This is a genomic window from Paraperlucidibaca wandonensis (assembly GCF_042677145.1).
Lineage (GTDB): Bacteria > Pseudomonadota > Gammaproteobacteria > Pseudomonadales > Moraxellaceae > Perlucidibaca > Perlucidibaca wandonensis.
The window spans coordinates 1,699,660-1,716,025 of sequence record NZ_JBHTIT010000001.1; the positions used below are offsets into that span (position 1 = coordinate 1,699,660).

Consider the following 16,366-nt stretch of genomic DNA (forward strand, 5'->3'; position numbering starts at 1 on the left):
TTATACTTCCACATCGGCCAAATTACCTTTGGCCTCTAACCATATTTTGCGGTCGCCGGAGCGCTTTTTCGCCAGCAGCATATCCATCATTTCGTGTGTGGCTTCGGGTTCATCAAGTACCAGCTGGATGAGCCGGCGCGTATCCGGAGCCATGGTGGTTTCGCGCAGTTGCAGCGGATTCATTTCGCCGAGACCTTTAAAGCGCGTGACTTGCGGCTTGCCACGCTTATTTTCAGCCTCTAAGCGATCAAGGATGCCTTTTTTCTCGGCTTCATCGAGGGCGTAAAACACTTGCTTGCCGAGGTCGATACGAAATAACGGCGGCATCGCAACACAGACATGACCGCCACGCACTAGAGCTGGAAAGTGCTGCATAAACAGAGCGCAAAGCAGTGTGGCGATGTGAAGACCATCGGAGTCAGCGTCGGCGAGAATACAGACCTTGCCATAACGCAGGCCGCTTAAATCTTCAGAACCGGGATCGACACCGAGCGCGACGGCAATGTCGTGCACTTCTTGCGAGGCGAGAATCTGTGTCGACTCCACTTCCCATGTGTTGAGAATTTTACCGCGCAAGGGCATAACAGCCTGAAATTGGCGATCTCGAGCCTGCTTCGCTGAACCACCAGCGGAGTCACCTTCGACCAAAAATAATTCGCTGCGCTTGATATCTGAGCCAGCACAATCAGCCAACTTGCCAGGTAGTGCAGGGCCTGATGTGATGCGCTTACGAGCGACTTGTTTGTTTTGCTTCAGCCGGCGCTGAGCTGAATTAATCACGAGCTGAGCGAGCTGATCGGCCATCTCGGTGTGTTGGTTCAAATACAGCGAAAACGCATCCTTCACGACACCAGAGACAAACGCCGCGCACTCACGCGAGCTCAAGCGCTCTTTGGTTTGGCCGGCAAATTGCGGATCTTGCATCTTCACTGAAAGCACAAAAGCACAGCGATCCCAAAGATCTTCAGGTGCTAATTTGATGCCGCGCGGAAGTAGGCTGCGGAATTCGCAGAACTCTCGCAATGCATCGAGCAAGCCGCTACGCAGGCCGTTTACGTGAGTGCCGCCCTGTATGGTGGGAATGAGGTTAACGTAGGATTCTTGCGTTAGATCGCCGCCTTCGGGCAACCACAACACCGCCCAATCTACCGTTTCGGCTTTGGACTCAAACTGACCTAGAAATGGCTCATCGGGCAGGCGCATCCAACCATCGGTAGCTTCAACCAGATAATCTCTTAAGCCATCTTGATAATGCCATTCGAGGCGCTCGCCGCTGGCGACATCGTGAAAATGTAAGTGTAGGCCGGGGCAAAGCACCGCTTTTGCGCGCAGCACATGCCTGAGTTTGGTCAGCGAGACTTTCGACGAGTCAAAGTATTTCGGATCGGGGCGAAAGCGCACCACCGTGCCTGTTGCGCGCTTAGCGCAATCACCAACAATTTGCAGATCATCACGCTTATAGCCATCGGCAAAGGTCATGCGCCAGAGCTGGCCATTGCGTTTTACTTCGACTTCCAAATGTGTCGATAAGGCGTTAACCACTGAGGCGCCAACACCGTGCAAACCACCGGAATATTTATAATTTTTGCCGGAAAATTTACCGCCAGCATGCAGACGCGTGAGGATGAGCTCGATACCCGAAACGCCATGCTCAGGATGAATATCGACAGGCATACCACGGCCGTTGTCGCTGATCTCAATGAGGCCATCGGCGTGGAGCACAACGCGGACTTCATCAGCAAAACCGCCGAGGGCCTCGTCTACGGAGTTGTCGAGAATTTCCTGCACCATGTGGTTCGGGCGCGTGGTGTCGGTATACATGCCCGGGCGTTTGCGCACCGGATCTAGCCCCGATAAAACCTCAATAGCCGAGGCACTATAAACACTCATTCCACATCCTCCGAGGGCGCCAAAGGCGGCTGCGATAAGCCATCCCAGCGCGAAAAATCAGGCAATAATCGAGGGTCTCTAGCATGACCATAAGCCAAGCAATGCTGCAGACAATCACCTAAAAATCGATTTACTAATTCTTTTTCGTTGACGCGCCAGCCTTGTGCGTCGGCGAGGCCAACAATAGCGGGAATCCGCCGCGCGCGCTGAAAGCGTAAGACATCGGCCATTTCGGCGTCATTATAGAGGCGCACTTCCATGTCGAGCTCGGGGCACCACGGCAAGGCCGGGGTCATCTGTGCCAAACGCCAAGTCTCGGTATAACGCGTTTGTTCGATACGGCTGAGCTGCAAAACCGGTTGCGGCAACCACAGCTCGCCAAACTTGACCGATTCACCCCAGGCAAACTCAATTGGCGCAATATAGCCCACGCGAGCGTGCACGCCAGCACCGCGCAGGAGTTTGGTCATGCGCGCGTAATTGAGTTCGTAAAGTGCATGCATGCCCGCCAGATCGACGGTGTATCGCGGCCACATTGAGGCTATTTACCCCACTTCTTTTTCAGGCGATCGCGATTCGCAGCGTACCACTGCACAGCAAGCATGCACGGCGCGTTATTGATACGACCTTGCGCAAGCCATTGCAGCGCTTGGTTTAGACTGACCACGGTAACGCGAATGTTCTCGCCCTCTTCCACTACGCCGTGCACGCCACCGGCGCGGGACAAATTGGCTGGGGCGACAAACAAGGTGAAGCGCTCATCAGAGCCGCCAGCACTGGGCATAAACTCAAAGACTTTTTCTAGCTCTGAAATAGCCACGCCGGCCTCTTCGACAGTTTCGCGAATAGCCACGGCTTCCAGTGATTCGCCAGGCTCAACCAAGCCCGCAACCACTTCGATTTGCCAAGGGTATTTATCCGCCATGGCGCCAACACGAAACTGCTCAATTAGCAGCAGCTCGCTGGTCTCAGGATCGATAACCAGCACGCCGACTGCATGCGGCCGAACAAATAACTCACGGCTAATTTCTGGGCCCATTGATCCATCGAACTGGCGGTGCTTTAAGCGCACGCGATCGAGGCGATAAAAGCCTTGAAACACAGTATCGCGCTGGATGACTTCGATATCGCCAGATTCAGATTCGCCGTGATTCATCAGACTTCCTTATAGAGCTGCGCGCCTTGGCGACGGAACTCTGCGGACATTTCGGCCATGCCTTTTTCTGCCTCTGCTAACTCCTCAGCAGTTTTATTAGCATCGAGCTTATCGGCGTAATCACGCACATCTTGGGTGATTTTCATCGAGCAAAACTTCGGGCCACACATGGAGCAGAAATGCGCCACTTTATGCGCCTCTTTCGGCAGCGTTTCATCGTGATATGAGCGAGCGGTATCGGGGTCGAGCGCGAGATTGAATTGGTCATCCCAACGGAATTCAAAGCGGGCTTTGCTCAGTGCGTTGTCGCGAATTTGCGAACCCGGATGGCCTTTCGCCAAATCGGCGGCATGAGCGGCGATCTTGTAGGTGATGATGCCGTCTTTCACATCTTTTTTATTGGGCAGGCCCAAATGCTCTTTCGGTGTCACATAGCAGAGCATGGCGCAGCCGAACCAACCGATCATGGCAGCGCCAATGCCGGAAGTGATGTGGTCATAGCCTGGTGCGATGTCGGTGGTGAGCGGGCCTAAGGTGTAGAACGGCGCTTCATCGCAGCATTCAAGCTGCTTATCCATATTCTCTTTGATCAAATGCATAGGCACGTGGCCTGGGCCTTCGATCATAGTTTGCACATCGTGCTTCCACGCGATTTTAGTCAGCTCGCCAAGTGCTTCTAGCTCACCAAACTGGGCCGCATCATTGGCATCGGCAATTGAACCAGGACGTAGACCATCACCAAGTGAGAAGGACACGTCGTAGGCTTTCATGATTTCGCAGATGTCTTCGAAATGCGTGTAAAGGAAGTTTTCTTTGTGATGCGCCAAGCACCACTTAGCCATGATGGAACCACCGCGCGAAACAATGCCAGTCATGCGTTTTGCAGTCAGTGGCACGTGGCGCAAGAGCACACCAGCATGGATAGTGAAGTAATCCACGCCCTGCTCGGCCTGCTCAATAAGCGTGTCGCGATAAAGTTCCCACGTTAAGTCTTCAGCAACACCGCCGACTTTTTCCAAAGCCTGATACACCGGCACCGTGCCAATTGGCACCGGCGAGTTACGAATGATCCATTCGCGAGTTTCGTGGATGTTTTTGCCGGTGGAAAGATCCATCACGGTGTCGCCACCCCAACGGATGGCCCAGGTCATTTTTTCCACCTCTTCATCGATCGAAGAGCCCAGCGCTGAGTTACCGATATTGGCGTTGACCTTAACCAAAAAGTTACGGCCAATAATCATAGGCTCGACTTCAGTGTGGTTAATGTTGGCAGGAATGATCGCGCGGCCACGAGCAATTTCTTCACGCACGAATTCAGGCGTGATGATTTTCGGAATCGACGCACCAAAACTCTGGCCCGGATGCTGATGGTGCAACAGGCCGCTATCGGCCATAGCTTCATAGCGCTGATTTTCACGAATCGCTACGTATTCCATTTCCGGCGTGATGATGCCGCGACGCGCATAATGCATTTGCGACACATTCATGCCGGCCTTAGCGCGGCGTGGTTGGCGCGTGTGGCCAAAGCGCAAATTAGCAGTGGTTAAGTCTTTTTCGCGCTGTAGGCCGAAGGTTGAGCTAACGCCACTGAGCAATTCAACATCGCCACGCTCATCGATCCAGCTCGAGCGCACACTGGCCAAGCCTTGGCGAATATCAATTTTCACCGATGGGTCGGTGTAAGGACCGGATGTGTCGTACACAATGACCGGCGCATTTTTCTCAATGCCATTATTGGTATGTGTGTCATCCAAGCTAATTTCGCGCTGCGGCACGCGAATATCAGGACGCGAGCCCGTAACGTAGACCTTGCGCGAGTTTGGCAACGGCGCAATGGCTGCTGCATCGACAGTGGCAGCACTGCTTAAAAAGGCTTTTTCGGGCGAATTCATGAGCTCATCCTGATGGCGTAGTAAATAGCGGCCGCTCGGCCGCTCAGCGATGCGCCACTATATAGCGCGAGGGCCTGCTGTCACAACACGACGCGAGGCTTTGAGTGCCTGCTTTGCTCCTACATGTGTAGTGTATGAGCAGCTCATCGGCACGATGACTTGCACGTCACCGCGCCTCAGCTTAGGCTCTCGCAATCATTTTTTGAGTCATGCCTCATGCGCACTTTGTCCAAACGCCTGCTTAGCTTGGCCATGCTGTCTATTTCCACCGCTACTATTGCGCTGCCGGCGCATGCGCTAGACCTACTTGGCGCCATTCAACTCGCCTCAGTCAATGATCCAAATTTAGCGGCAGTACGTGCACAACGCCTCGCTGCAGGCCAATCCACGATTATTGCGCGCTCAGCGCTATTGCCGCACTTAGGTGCAGAAGCCAGCTATAACAAAATCAACATCAATAGCCAGTCAGCCGCCCTTGGCAAGCTCGACTACAAGCAAACCACCTGGGGCGCACGCCTAACTCAGCCAATTTTTCATTGGGATGCTTGGCATCAGTACAAGGCCATTAGTGCACAGCGTTCGCAGCAGGAAGCCGAGGCCGATAGCCGCACCCAAGAGTTATTTTTAGGTGTTGCCAGTGCTTATTTTGATGTACTGCGTGCGCAAGACACACTGGCGTTCGCGCAGGCACAAGAAAATGCATTGAGCAGCCAGCGCGATAAAGCTCAGGCACAATTTAAAGTCGGCGTGATCGCTCGCGCCGATGTTGTAGAGGCCGATGCTCAGCGTGACACCGCGACTGCCGAGCGCTTGAGCGCTGAAATAGGCCTAACTCATGCCAAGGAAACGCTAAACGCCGCTTTAGCCACCGAAGTCGATGATTTATCACCTTTACCAGAAAGCATCCCGACCCCAAACCCAGTGCCGAATGACTCCAAAGCATGGGCCGAACTCGCGAAGCAAAACAACCCTGGCTTAATTGCCGCACGCTTCGCCGCAACGGCCGCAGCGAAAGCTAAAGAAGCGCAACGGGCAGGCTTCCTACCATCCATTGATGCCTATGCCAGCACCGGCGATATTCGCAATTCAGATATCACACCACCCAACCCAAACTCGCCGATCAACTTTAATGCTGGCCGCCAAAGTGCTATCGGCGTAGAGGCGCGCTGGGAGCTATTTGCCGGCGGTCGCACGCTGGCGTTGGTCAAGCAAGCTGGTTATCAAGCCGATGCCGCTCGCGCAGCGGCGATGGCGCAAGAACATCAAATCGTGACCGCTACACGCACCGCATTTATGACGGTTAAAACCGATAGCCAACGCCTTGCCGCTCGCCAGCGCGCCCTGCGCTCAGCAGAGCTCGCGCGTGAGGCCGCACAGGCCGGCTACTCAGTAGGCTCGCGTAATATCGTCGAGTTGTTGCAAGCTGAAACACGCGTTTATTCCGCTAGCCGTGACTACGCTAACGCGCGCTACGACTATGTGATGAATAGCTTGCGATTGAAGGCGCTGGCCGGGCAGCTAGATGAAGCGACAGTTGCGACGGTGAACGGCTGGTTAGCGGCAAAATAAGCGTAATGGTCGGATGCTTATGGCGTGATCGCCGCTAAGGCAATAGCTGCCCTAGTGCCACTGCGACCGCTGTCTCTACGCGCAAAATACGTGGGCCGAGATCGCAGCAGATTAGGCCTGCGGCCTGCAGTTTTTCTATTTCATAAGCGATAAATCCACCCTCTGGGCCAATGGCTAAGAGCGTGGGCTTAGTACTGGGGGATAAGCGCCTCGTCTCTGCACTGCCCTCTTGTGGCCCATTAGCTTGCTTAGCTGGATGCGCGACCCAGCCTTGGCGACCCTGCATTAACGCCGGCAAATCATCCTCGACAAATGGTTTAAAACGCGGTGCCAATGTCACTCGCGGAGCGACTGTGTCGCCAGCCTGCTCCAGCCCCAAACGCAGCTGCTCAGCAATAGCCGCCTCGCTGAGCCACGGGCTTTGCCAAAAGCTTTTTTCCACGCGAAAACTATTGATTAAAACCAGCTCAGTCACGCCCAACGTCACCACCATTTGCAAGATGCGCTTGAGCATTTTCGGTCGCGGCAACGCCAGCACTAAAACCATTTCGCGTTTTGGCGGAGGCGGTGTATCGAGACGAATGCGCAGTGTCGCCTGCTCAGGCGAAAGCGCGATGATCTCACCTTGACCGATCATGCCACCTAGTTCACCGACTTTTAAAAGCGAGCCAATTTCAGGGCGATTTACGGTGAGCAAATGCTGTAAGCGGCGATCGCGCAACACCAGCGTGTCGGGTGCGATTAAATCTTCCGATGTAAAAGTGATGAGGTTCACGCGCCCTCGCCCAACCAAGGCGCTAACAACTCCAGCTGTCGCCCCACTGCGCCCTGATTTGCCGCCATGACGGCCGCACCTGCAGCACGCTGCCTCTGCAGTAACTCAGGATCATCGAAGCGCGCTAAAACTGCCTGCGCTAGCTCCGCCGCGCTGCTCACGACAGTCAAAGCGCCGGCCGCGATGAGCGTGTCATTGATGCTTTGAAAGTTGGTGTAATGCGGGCCGGTCAGCGTCGACACGCCCACAGCCAATGGCTCCAGCGCATTATGTCCGCCGCCTGGCGCAAGCAGCGAGCCGCCAACAAAAGCCACTTTCGCCATGGCCAGCCAGAGCAATAACTCACCCATGCTATCGGCCAGCAATACTTGCGTGTTGGCGCCGACTAGCTCATGCGATGAGCGCCTAACAGCCTGCAAGCCTTCGTTGCTAATGAGCTTAGCGACGGCATCGAAGCGCTCTGGATGGCGTGGCACCAAAATCAGCAGCGCCTCGGGATGTGTCTGCAAAATTGCACGATGCGCTGCCAGCACAATCTCATCTTCACCCGCATGCGTACTTGCTGCGACCCACACCGACCGCTGAAGCAAAGACCACGCCACGCGCCAGCGCGCAGCGTCATCATGCAAATGCTCAGGCACGGCGAGATCGAACTTAACGCTACCTGTGCGCACAACTTGATTCGATGGCACCCCCAGCAAGCAAAAGCGCTCAGCCGTAGCCTCATCTTGCGCAGCCACCACCGTGAGTTGGCGCATCAATTCAGCACCAAGAAGGCCCGCACGCTCATAGCCACGTGCCGAGCGCTCCGAGAGCCGAGCATTGGCGAGCATCACCGGAATGCCACGAGCCCGTGCCGCCACCAAAGTATTTGGCCACAACTCAGTTTCCATAATCACTAATGCGCGCGGCTGCCAGTGCGCGAGAAAGCGCCGCACGGCCCACGGGAAATCATACGGCGCATAGACATGGGCAAAGTCAGCATTGTCATCGCCCCAAAGCGCACGCACTTGCGCCGAGCCAGTCGGCGTCATGGTCGTGATCAGTAGTGGCACATCGGGATAATGCTCGCGAATGGCCTCGACCAACGGTCGCGCAGCCAATGTTTCACCAAGCGAAACTGCATGCAGCCAAATCGGGCGCGTGAGCATTGAGGCATCGCTCGGGGCCCGCCCCAAACGCTCGCGCCAACGCAGGCGATAAGCAGGCGACGCGCGCCCGCGCAGCCATAGCCGCAGAAACACAAAAGGGAATGCTAGCGTGAGCAACACGGTGTAGAGCCAACGGGGCAAAAGCCATTCCTCGGAAATACTGGAGGCAATGATTCTACCCGCATACACTAGGCGCTGTTTAGGTTTTGATGACAGGTAATTATGGCTCGCGGATATGCCTTAAAAGATTCCGATCAGTAGAGCCAGCTACAGAATAATCGCCCTATCAAGCAGATAGCCAATGAGACAGTAAATTGAAAAGCCACGTATCCACCCTAAAAGTCTTACTCCCGCCACTGGCCGCCTATCTAGGCATTGCTGCCTACATAGCACTAAAGGCACCGCTCGAAGTTTCGACTTTTTTATATAGCGAAAGTGGTCCATACGAAGTGTTCAGCACAGTCCTATGGTTAATACTGGCTGCCGTTGTTTTATTGCAGAGCCAGCTGCAGTTACGTGTTCGCCTTGGCTCAAGTATCGCAGCTCTACTTATGTGCGCCCGAGAGTTTGATATGCATAAGGCATTGTTTAGCGATAGCTTTATCAAATCCAACTTTTATAAAAGCCCAGATACTCCTTTGTACGACAAGCTTATTGGCGGCTTAATTTTGCTTCTCATGATTGCTTTGCTTATATATTTAGCCAAGCTTATGCTGCAGTTTTTACGCAATCACGCAAGCTCAGACACCTCAGCACACCTACTTGTTTACAGCCTTGCGCTAGGTGCTACATCCAAGATTCTTGATCGCTTTAGTTCACAAATGCATGAGCTATTTAATATCGCTATTCCTGCAAATGCTCGACTTGTCATTGTGGCCATGGAAGAGAGTCTTGAAATGGCTTTGCCACTTTTGCTTATTTTGGCACTCCTGACTTATCGGCGACGTTTGGGCTAGTCCTGCCTTTTGCAGCACTGGAGGCATTGCACTGACCGACATACACTAGGCGCAGTTTTGATTTTGATGACAGGTAGTTATGGGACGTAATGTAGTTCGCGCCGACGACGGTATTCACTTATTCATGCTACATCCACGCTATTGGCCGATCTGGTTCGGCTTAGGCCTGATGTGCCTGCTCGGCTGGCTGCCATGGGCAGTACAACGGCGCATGGGCGCAGGCATAGGCGCGCTTGCTTATAAGCTGGTGCCATCACGCGTGGCAGATACTCGAGTAAACATTGGCCTGTGCTTTCCCGAGCTCAGTGAGAGCGAGCGTGAGCTTTTAGTGCGCAATATCTTCCGCGAAGGCGGCATCGGCGTAATGGAAGTCGCCCGTGGCTGGATGCGCTCACCCTCGCTGCTACTGAAAGCCTGCCGCGTGAATGGCGTCGAGCATGTCCATGCCGCTCAAGCCGAAGGGCGTGGCGTCATCATTCTCGGGGCGCATTACAGCCACTTAGACTTAAGCGGCGTCATCATCTCGCAGCAATTTCCACTGCAAGTAGTCTATCGCCCGCAAAATAATCCCGTCGCCGATTGGTTTATCCGCAACCGCCGCGCCAAGCTCTACTCCGGCCAAATCGACCACGCCGACATGCGCTCGCTGTTTAAAGCGCTGAAAAAAGGCGAAACCGTATGGACTTCAGTAGACCAAGATTTCGGCCTCAAGCAAGGCGTCATGGCACCATTTTTTGGCGTGCCCGCCGCCACGCTCACTGCCACCGCACGCATGGCCAAAGTCAATGGCTCCGCTGTGTTGTTTTCACACTTCATGCGTCACGGCGATGACGCCGACTACACGCTGAGTTTTACGCCAGCGCTAGAGGGCTACCCGTGCGGCGATGATGTCGTCGATGCTAGTCGCATAAACGCAGAGTTGGGCACGCTGATTCGGCGTGCGCCGGCGCAATACATGTGGTTTCATCGACGGTTTAAGAGCCAACTAGAAGGTCAGCTCTCGTATTATGCGAAGAAAAAAAGGAAGAAGGACGCATGAGTTTAATTCAATGGGCGAATTTTCCACCGCTAGGTGATGACCGAGGATCATTAGTCGCTCTTGAAGCACATAAAACTGTGCCGTTTGAGATTAAGCGGGTGTACTACATATTTGGCACACAAAGCGGCGTAGCTAGAGGTTTTCATGCGCATAGAAATCTTAAGCAGATCGCGGTATGTGTTACGGGCAAATGCCGAATGGTCTTAGATGATGGCGCTACACGAAAAGAGGCTTGGCTGGACTCGCCTACCAAGGGCTTAATCATTGGTGATTTAGTTTGGCGAGAAATGCATGACTTCAGTACAGATTGCGTGCTGCTTGTGCTAGCTAGTGAGCATTATAATGAAACAGATTATATTCGAAACTACGATGAGTTTTTAAGGGCATTATAATGAGTCTAATTCATAAAACAGCAATAGTGTCAGAAAAATCTAAAATCGGAAATGATGTTTCGATTGGGCCATATACAATAATATATGATAATGTCGAAATTAATGATGGAACTATAATTGAAGGATTTTGTGAAATTGGAGTAAGTAATAGCTTATCAGATCAAAAACTGCTAACTATAGGGAAAAGCTCACACATTAGATCGCATAGTATATTTTACGAGGGGTCAGTATTTGCAGAGGGCTTAATAACTGGCCACAGAGTTACAGTTCGTGAAAAAGTAAAAGCAGGCAGGGGGCTCCAAATTGGAACATTGTCAGACTTACAAGGGCACTGTGAAATAGGTGATTACGTCAGGTTTCATAGTAATGTGCACATTGGGCAAAAATCAAAGATAGGTAGCTTTGTCTGGATATTTCCATACGTTGTGTTAACAAATGACCCTCACCCACCTAGCAAAACTTTACTTGGTGTAACCATAGAGGATTATGCAGTAATAGCAACAATGAGTGTCATTTTGCCTGGCGCAATTGTTGCGAAAGGCTGCTTGGTTGGGGCGCACTCTTCACTTAAAGGCGAAACTCAACCAGACATGGTTTACGCAGGGTCTCCTGCTAAACTTATTTGCTCAACATCAAAGATACAGCTTTCAGATAAGTCTGGACCTGCATACCCGTGGCGAGAGCATTTTAAACGAGGGTATCCAGAAGAAATAACCAAATTATGGCCAGCGACATAAGAGCACGAATGTGATTCCATTTCTAGATTTAAAATCCATCAACGCCAAATATCGCGCCGAGCTAGTCGATGCTTGCGCACGAGTTATCGACTCTGGTTGGTATATCGGTGGCAGTGAACTTGCTCAGTTCGAGCAAGCGTTTGCGCAGTACTGTGGCACCAAGCACGCCATTGGTGTCGCCAATGGCCTAGACGCACTAATTCTTGTATTTCGCGCATGGAAAGCACTCGGCAAACTAAAAGAAGGCGATGAGATCATCGTGCCTGCTAATACGTATATCGCAAGCATTTTAGCGATTACTGAAAATCGACTAGTGCCTGTTTTAGTCGAGCCCGACGAGCAAACATATAACGTGTCGCCAAGCTTAATCGAGAAGGCGATTACACCGAAGACACGGGCTATATTGCCTGTGCACCTCTATGGCCAATTAGCCGATATGCCCGCGATAATGGCTATAGCTAAACGGCATAACTTATTAGTCTTGGAAGACTCAGCCCAAGCTCACGGCGCTAGCATTAATGGCAAAAAATCCGGTAACTGGGGTGATGCCAGTGGCTTTAGCTTTTATCCTGGAAAAAACCTCGGAGCGCTAGGAGATGCTGGAGCGATTACTACTAATGATGACGAGCTTGCCAAAACATTACGTGCGCTAGGGAACTATGGCTCGCACGAGAAGTACAAAAACCTGTACCAGGGTGTTAATAGTCGTTTAGATGAAATTCAAGCAGCCATGCTTAGTGTGAAGCTAAAGCATCTTGATACGGAAATGGCGCAACGCAGAACAGTGGCAGATGCCTACACTCGAGGCATTAACAACCCGCTGATCGCACTACCCACACAGGCCCTCCAAAATAGCGTGAACGACACAGAGTCGCACGTGTGGCACTTATACGTTATTCGCTGTGAGCATCGAGCAGAGCTGCAAAAGCATATGCTCAATAATGGTGTGCAAACACTTATTCACTACCCAATACCTCCGCACAAGCAGCAGGCCTATAAATCGCTAAGCTCATTAGCTCTCCCTGCCTCCGAGCTTATGCATGAACAAGTACTAAGTCTGCCAATAGGTCCAACAATAACGGCAGAGCAAGTAGAGAGAGTTATCGCTGCGTGTAATAGCTTTCAGAAATGTTAGATTTGCTAAACATTCAAAGTCTAAGTGCTCACTTTCTAACTCTAAAGTACGGATAGATTTTTACAGGAATTCGCATGAAAATTTTAGTCACCGGCGGTGCCGGCTTTATAGGCTCAGCCGTAGTTCGCGAACTAATTGCGCACAGCCAACACTCAGTGATCAATGTTGACTGCCTAACGTATGCCGGTAACATCGAATCACTAGCCGATGCCGCGAGCTCATCACGCTACGCCTTTGAGCAAGTCAATATTTGTGATCGCGCCGCACTCGATCGCGTCTTCGCAGAGCATCAACCCGATGCCGTCATGCATTTGGCCGCCGAGTCACATGTCGATCGCTCCATTGATGGACCAGGTGAGTTTATTCACACCAACATCACCGGCACTTACACTTTGCTCGAAGCAGCTCGGGCCTATTGGTCAGGACTCGATGCATCGCGCCGTGAGGCCTTTCGCTTTCATCACATCAGCACCGATGAAGTCTACGGCGACCTCCATGGCACCGATGACCTGTTTTTAGAAACCACACCATACGCGCCGAGCTCGCCATACTCGGCTAGCAAAGCCGCGAGCGATCACCTCGTGCGCGCTTGGCAACGTACCTATGGTTTCCCAACGCTGATCACCAACTGCTCGAACAACTACGGCCCCTACCATTTCCCCGAGAAACTCATCCCGCACGTGATGCTCAATGCCTTGGCAGGCAAGCCGCTGCCAGTCTATGGCGATGGTTTGCAAATTCGCGATTGGCTCTATGTGGAGGACCATGCACGAGCACTAATACGCGTGGTCACAACCGGTGAAGTCGGTGAAACCTATAATATTGGCGGTCACAATGAGCAAACCAATATTCATGTGGTGCGAACCTTATGTGCGTTGCTTGAAGAGCTTGCCGCTGACCGCAAACCTGCTGGCGTAGCGCGCTATGAAGATCTCATCACTTTTGTCAAAGATCGCCCAGGTCATGACGCGCGCTACGCCATTGACGCCTCAAAAATTGAGCGCGAATTAGGATGGGTGCCGCAAGAGTCATTCGACAGCGGTTTGCGCAAAACCGTGCAATGGTATTTGGCCAATGAGGCGTGGTGGCAGCGCGTGCTGAGCGGCGCCTATCAATTACAACGTATTGGAGCAACACAATGAAGGGCATCATCCTCGCCGGCGGTTCGGGCACACGACTACACCCCATCACCCGTGGTTTGTCGAAGCAGCTACTACCTATCTACGACAAACCAATGATTTACTACCCGCTATCGGTGCTAATGCTCGCGGGCATTCGCGACATACTGATTATTTCTACACCTGATGATCTGCCAGGCTATCAGCGTCTTCTTGGCGATGGCAGCAGCTTCGGCATTTCGCTGAGCTACGCTATCCAGCCCAGTCCCGATGGCTTAGCACAAGCCTTCATCATCGGTGCTGACTTCATTGGCGATGACCGCGTGTGCTTAGTGCTCGGCGACAATATTTTTTATGGCCAATCGTTCAGCGCACAGCTCAAGCAAGCCGCAAATCGCGAAACCGGTGCGACCGTTTTTGGCTACCACGTGACCGACCCAGAACGCTTCGGTGTGGTTGATTTTGATAGCAGTGGCAAGGCCTTGTCTATTGAAGAAAAGCCCGCACAGCCCAAGTCAAACTACGCCGTTACTGGCCTGTATTTTTACGACAAAGACATCGTGGATATCGCACGCGCCGTAAAACCCTCAGCGCGTGGTGAGTTAGAAATCACTGACATCAATAATGCCTACTTGGCTCGTGGCGATCTGCACGTAGAGCTACTAGGTCGCGGCTTTGCTTGGCTAGATACCGGCACCCATGACTCGTTAATGGAAGCGGGCTCATTCGTACAAACCATTGAAAAACGCCAAGGCTTAAAAGTGGCCTGCCTTGAGGAAATTGGTTATCGCCAGGGTTGGCTGTGCCGCGAACGCCTACAGGCTGAAGCTGAGTCATTGAAAAAAACAGGCTATGGCCAGTACTTGCTTGGCGTATTGGGTGAAGCATGAACGTAATTAAAACGGCCATTGCTGATGTATTTATTTTAGAGCCGAAAGTATTTGGCGATGCCCGAGGCTTTTTCCTAGAAAGCTGGAATGCCCAAGCGTTTAACGCAGCTATTGGGCATGAGGTCGCTTTCGTGCAAGACAATCACTCACGCTCACGCAAGGGTGTATTGCGTGGCCTGCACTTTCAGCGCGTGCGGCCACAAGGCAAGTTGGTACGAGTACCTATAGGTCGTGTCTACGATGTCGCCGTGGATATTCGCCCTGACTCACCGACCTTTGGCCAACATGTGGGCACTGAGCTAAACGAAGATAATCATCGCCAACTCTGGATACCGCCAGGCTTAGCCCATGGCTTCTTGGTGCTGAGTGAGTCCGCTGACTTTCTATATAAGACTACGGATTTCTATCATCCAGCATCAGAGGCTACGCTACTTTGGAATGATCCTGCGCTTAAGATTGACTGGCCCTTGCATGAGCTTAGCGACGAACCATTGCTAACTGATAAGGATCGCCAAGGCTTAACGTTAGCTGAGCTCCTAGCATGAAAAAACTAACCGTGTTGCAAACCTTGCCTGCCCTACACAGTGGTGGCGTGGAGCGCGGCACACTAGAGATCGCTCGCGCATTAGTGGCTGCAGGGCATCGCTCTATTGTGGCATCAAATGGAGGGAGACTAGTCGACCAATTGGTTCGCGAAGGTAGCGAGCACATCCAAATTCCAGTGCACCGTAAGTCTTTGGCCAGCTTGTTTCAAATACGCCCGTTTCGCCGACTGCTACGCGAACTCAAACCTGACATCGTGCATGCACGATCACGCATCCCCGCATGGATTGCTTGGCTCGCACTGCGCCGCATGCACCCATCCACACGTCCACGCTTTATCACTACTGTGCATGGCCTATATTCGGTGAGCCCATATAGCGCGATTATGACTAAGGGAGAGGTAGTGATTGCAGTGTCGGAAACTGTTCGCGAGTATATCTTGACGAACTATCCTAGCTGCCCACCAGAGCGAATAAAACTGATTTATCGCGGCGTGGATCCAGAGGAGTTTCCTCGCGGTTATCAGCCATCGGCGCAATGGCTAGCTAAATGGAAGCAAGACTATCCTCAACTGATAGGCAAAAAAGTACTGTGCTTGCCTGGCCGCATCACGCGATTAAAGGGCCATGAAGATTTTTTCAGCCTTCTGCTGAAAATGAAGTCCCAAGACTCTGCTGTGCACGGATTGATAGTTGGAGGTGTGGAAGAGAAAAAGCGCCCCTATCTAGCTGAGCTTCAGGCGCGAGTAGCCGAGCTTGGGCTAAGCAGTGATATTACGTTTACGGGGCTTCGCAGTGATATTCGCGAAGTTTTTAGTCAATGCGACATTGTGCTTTCGCTATCAACACAGCCAGAAACGTTTGGGCGCACTGTTCTAGAGGCCCTGAGCATTGGCACACCTGTTGTCGGGTGGAGCCATGGGGGCGTGGGCGAAATTTTGAATGCATGCTATCCAACAGGAGCGGCACAACTAAACAATCAGCCCGATCTACAACTAAAGCTAATAAAGACTCTGAGCATGAAAGATCACTGCATTAACGCTAAAAGCTTTAGTCTCAAGAATATGTGTGCACTAACGCTGGACGCTTATCAGCAGCGCCCTATTACCAATTAAACGTTACTA

15 protein-coding genes and 1 pseudogene are annotated in these 16,366 nt (G+C 52.3%); 10 read left to right on the forward strand and 6 right to left on the reverse strand.

Annotated elements, in window-relative coordinates; genetic code table 11:
- From parE to thiC, 4 genes and pseudogenes are all read right to left on the reverse strand, one after another.
- On the reverse strand, positions 1–1,890 hold the full coding sequence (gene parE / locus ACFQ0F_RS08005; protein ID WP_379070926.1) for a DNA topoisomerase IV subunit B: 1,890 nt from the start codon (positions 1,888–1,890) through the stop codon (positions 1–3).
- On the reverse strand, positions 1,887–2,393 hold the full coding sequence (locus tag ACFQ0F_RS08010) for a DUF1249 domain-containing protein (RefSeq protein WP_379070929.1): 507 nt from the start codon (positions 2,391–2,393) through the stop codon (positions 1,887–1,889). Before ACFQ0F_RS08010 ends, parE begins: the two co-directional genes overlap by 4 nt.
- A 38-nt stretch (positions 2,394–2,431) precedes the next feature.
- On the reverse strand, positions 2,432–3,046 hold the full coding sequence (locus tag ACFQ0F_RS08015) for an NUDIX domain-containing protein (protein ID WP_340675444.1): 615 nt from the start codon (positions 3,044–3,046) through the stop codon (positions 2,432–2,434).
- Positions 3,046–4,872: pseudogene (gene thiC, locus ACFQ0F_RS08020) on the reverse strand (phosphomethylpyrimidine synthase ThiC); the annotation flags it as partial. The pseudogene thiC and the gene ACFQ0F_RS08015, both read right to left, overlap by 1 nt.
- Before the next feature lie 282 nt (positions 4,873–5,154).
- Here thiC and ACFQ0F_RS08025 point away from each other — a divergent pair.
- Positions 5,155–6,507, forward strand: coding sequence for a TolC family outer membrane protein (locus ACFQ0F_RS08025; RefSeq protein ID WP_340675442.1), 1,353 nt, complete (start codon positions 5,155–5,157; stop codon positions 6,505–6,507).
- A 34-nt stretch (positions 6,508–6,541) separates the two neighbouring features.
- Here ACFQ0F_RS08025 and ACFQ0F_RS08030 read toward each other — a convergent pair whose 3' ends face one another.
- Both ACFQ0F_RS08030 and waaA read right to left on the reverse strand, forming a co-directional pair.
- On the reverse strand, positions 6,542–7,282 hold the full coding sequence (locus tag ACFQ0F_RS08030) for a 16S rRNA (uracil(1498)-N(3))-methyltransferase (RefSeq protein WP_379070934.1): 741 nt from the start codon (positions 7,280–7,282) through the stop codon (positions 6,542–6,544).
- Positions 7,279–8,574 carry a lipid IV(A) 3-deoxy-D-manno-octulosonic acid transferase gene (gene waaA, locus ACFQ0F_RS08035; RefSeq protein WP_379070937.1) on the reverse strand — a complete coding sequence of 432 codons (1,296 nt, stop codon included), beginning with the start codon at positions 8,572–8,574 and terminating at the stop codon, positions 7,279–7,281. Before waaA ends, ACFQ0F_RS08030 begins: the two co-directional genes overlap by 4 nt.
- A gap of 431 nt (positions 8,575–9,005) precedes the next feature.
- Between waaA and ACFQ0F_RS08040 the strand changes: the two genes are divergently transcribed.
- The 9 genes from ACFQ0F_RS08040 (at position 9,006) to ACFQ0F_RS08080 (ending at position 16,357) form a co-directional block, all read left to right on the forward strand.
- Positions 9,006–9,389 carry a hypothetical protein gene (locus ACFQ0F_RS08040; protein WP_379070940.1) on the forward strand — a complete coding sequence of 128 codons (384 nt, stop codon included), beginning with the start codon at positions 9,006–9,008 and terminating at the stop codon, positions 9,387–9,389.
- 79 nt (positions 9,390–9,468) lie between these two features.
- Positions 9,469–10,428, forward strand: coding sequence for an LpxL/LpxP family acyltransferase (locus ACFQ0F_RS08045; RefSeq protein ID WP_379070943.1), 960 nt, complete (start codon positions 9,469–9,471; stop codon positions 10,426–10,428).
- Entirely contained in the window at positions 10,425–10,820 is a 396-nt protein-coding gene (locus ACFQ0F_RS08050) for a sugar 3,4-ketoisomerase (protein ID WP_379070945.1), read from the forward strand. The genes ACFQ0F_RS08045 and ACFQ0F_RS08050 overlap by 4 nt, the downstream gene beginning before the upstream one ends.
- Entirely contained in the window at positions 10,820–11,557 is a 738-nt protein-coding gene (locus tag ACFQ0F_RS08055; protein WP_379070948.1) for an N-acetyltransferase, read from the forward strand. The genes ACFQ0F_RS08050 and ACFQ0F_RS08055 overlap by 1 nt, the downstream gene beginning before the upstream one ends.
- Before the next feature lie 10 nt (positions 11,558–11,567).
- The gene (locus ACFQ0F_RS08060; RefSeq protein WP_379070951.1) at positions 11,568–12,692 is read left to right on the forward strand and encodes a DegT/DnrJ/EryC1/StrS family aminotransferase; all 1,125 of its coding nucleotides are present in this window, start codon (positions 11,568–11,570) and stop codon (positions 12,690–12,692) included.
- Between the two features lie 74 nt (positions 12,693–12,766).
- Entirely contained in the window at positions 12,767–13,834 is a 1,068-nt protein-coding gene (gene rfbB / locus ACFQ0F_RS08065; RefSeq protein ID WP_379070954.1) for a dTDP-glucose 4,6-dehydratase, read from the forward strand.
- Positions 13,831–14,700 carry a glucose-1-phosphate thymidylyltransferase RfbA gene (gene rfbA / locus ACFQ0F_RS08070; RefSeq protein WP_379070957.1) on the forward strand — a complete coding sequence of 290 codons (870 nt, stop codon included), beginning with the start codon at positions 13,831–13,833 and terminating at the stop codon, positions 14,698–14,700. Before rfbB ends, rfbA begins: the two co-directional genes overlap by 4 nt.
- Positions 14,697–15,245 carry a dTDP-4-dehydrorhamnose 3,5-epimerase gene (rfbC, locus tag ACFQ0F_RS08075; RefSeq protein WP_379070960.1) on the forward strand — a complete coding sequence of 183 codons (549 nt, stop codon included), beginning with the start codon at positions 14,697–14,699 and terminating at the stop codon, positions 15,243–15,245. Before rfbA ends, rfbC begins: the two co-directional genes overlap by 4 nt.
- The gene (locus tag ACFQ0F_RS08080) at positions 15,242–16,357 is read left to right on the forward strand and encodes a glycosyltransferase (RefSeq protein WP_379070963.1); all 1,116 of its coding nucleotides are present in this window, start codon (positions 15,242–15,244) and stop codon (positions 16,355–16,357) included. Before rfbC ends, ACFQ0F_RS08080 begins: the two co-directional genes overlap by 4 nt.
- Positions 16,358–16,366: the final 9 nt, after the last annotated feature.

Coding starts and splice junctions, on each gene's coding strand:
- parE (WP_379070926.1), bottom strand. CDS start 1,890: ATGAGTGTTTATAGTGCCTCGGCTATTGAGGTTTTATCGGGGCTAGAT.
- ACFQ0F_RS08010 (WP_379070929.1), bottom strand. CDS start 2,393: ATGCATGCACTTTACGAACTCAATTACGCGCGCATGACCAAACTCCTG.
- ACFQ0F_RS08015 (WP_340675444.1), bottom strand. CDS start 3,046: ATGAATCACGGCGAATCTGAATCTGGCGATATCGAAGTCATCCAGCGC.
- ACFQ0F_RS08025 (WP_340675442.1), top strand. CDS start 5,155: ATGCGCACTTTGTCCAAACGCCTGCTTAGCTTGGCCATGCTGTCTATT.
- ACFQ0F_RS08040 (WP_379070940.1), top strand. CDS start 9,006: ATGCATAAGGCATTGTTTAGCGATAGCTTTATCAAATCCAACTTTTAT.
- ACFQ0F_RS08045 (WP_379070943.1), top strand. CDS start 9,469: ATGGGACGTAATGTAGTTCGCGCCGACGACGGTATTCACTTATTCATG.
- ACFQ0F_RS08050 (WP_379070945.1), top strand. CDS start 10,425: ATGAGTTTAATTCAATGGGCGAATTTTCCACCGCTAGGTGATGACCGA.
- ACFQ0F_RS08055 (WP_379070948.1), top strand. CDS start 10,820: ATGAGTCTAATTCATAAAACAGCAATAGTGTCAGAAAAATCTAAAATC.
- rfbB (WP_379070954.1), top strand. CDS start 12,767: ATGAAAATTTTAGTCACCGGCGGTGCCGGCTTTATAGGCTCAGCCGTA.
- rfbA (WP_379070957.1), top strand. CDS start 13,831: ATGAAGGGCATCATCCTCGCCGGCGGTTCGGGCACACGACTACACCCC.
- rfbC (WP_379070960.1), top strand. CDS start 14,697: ATGAACGTAATTAAAACGGCCATTGCTGATGTATTTATTTTAGAGCCG.
- ACFQ0F_RS08080 (WP_379070963.1), top strand. CDS start 15,242: ATGAAAAAACTAACCGTGTTGCAAACCTTGCCTGCCCTACACAGTGGT.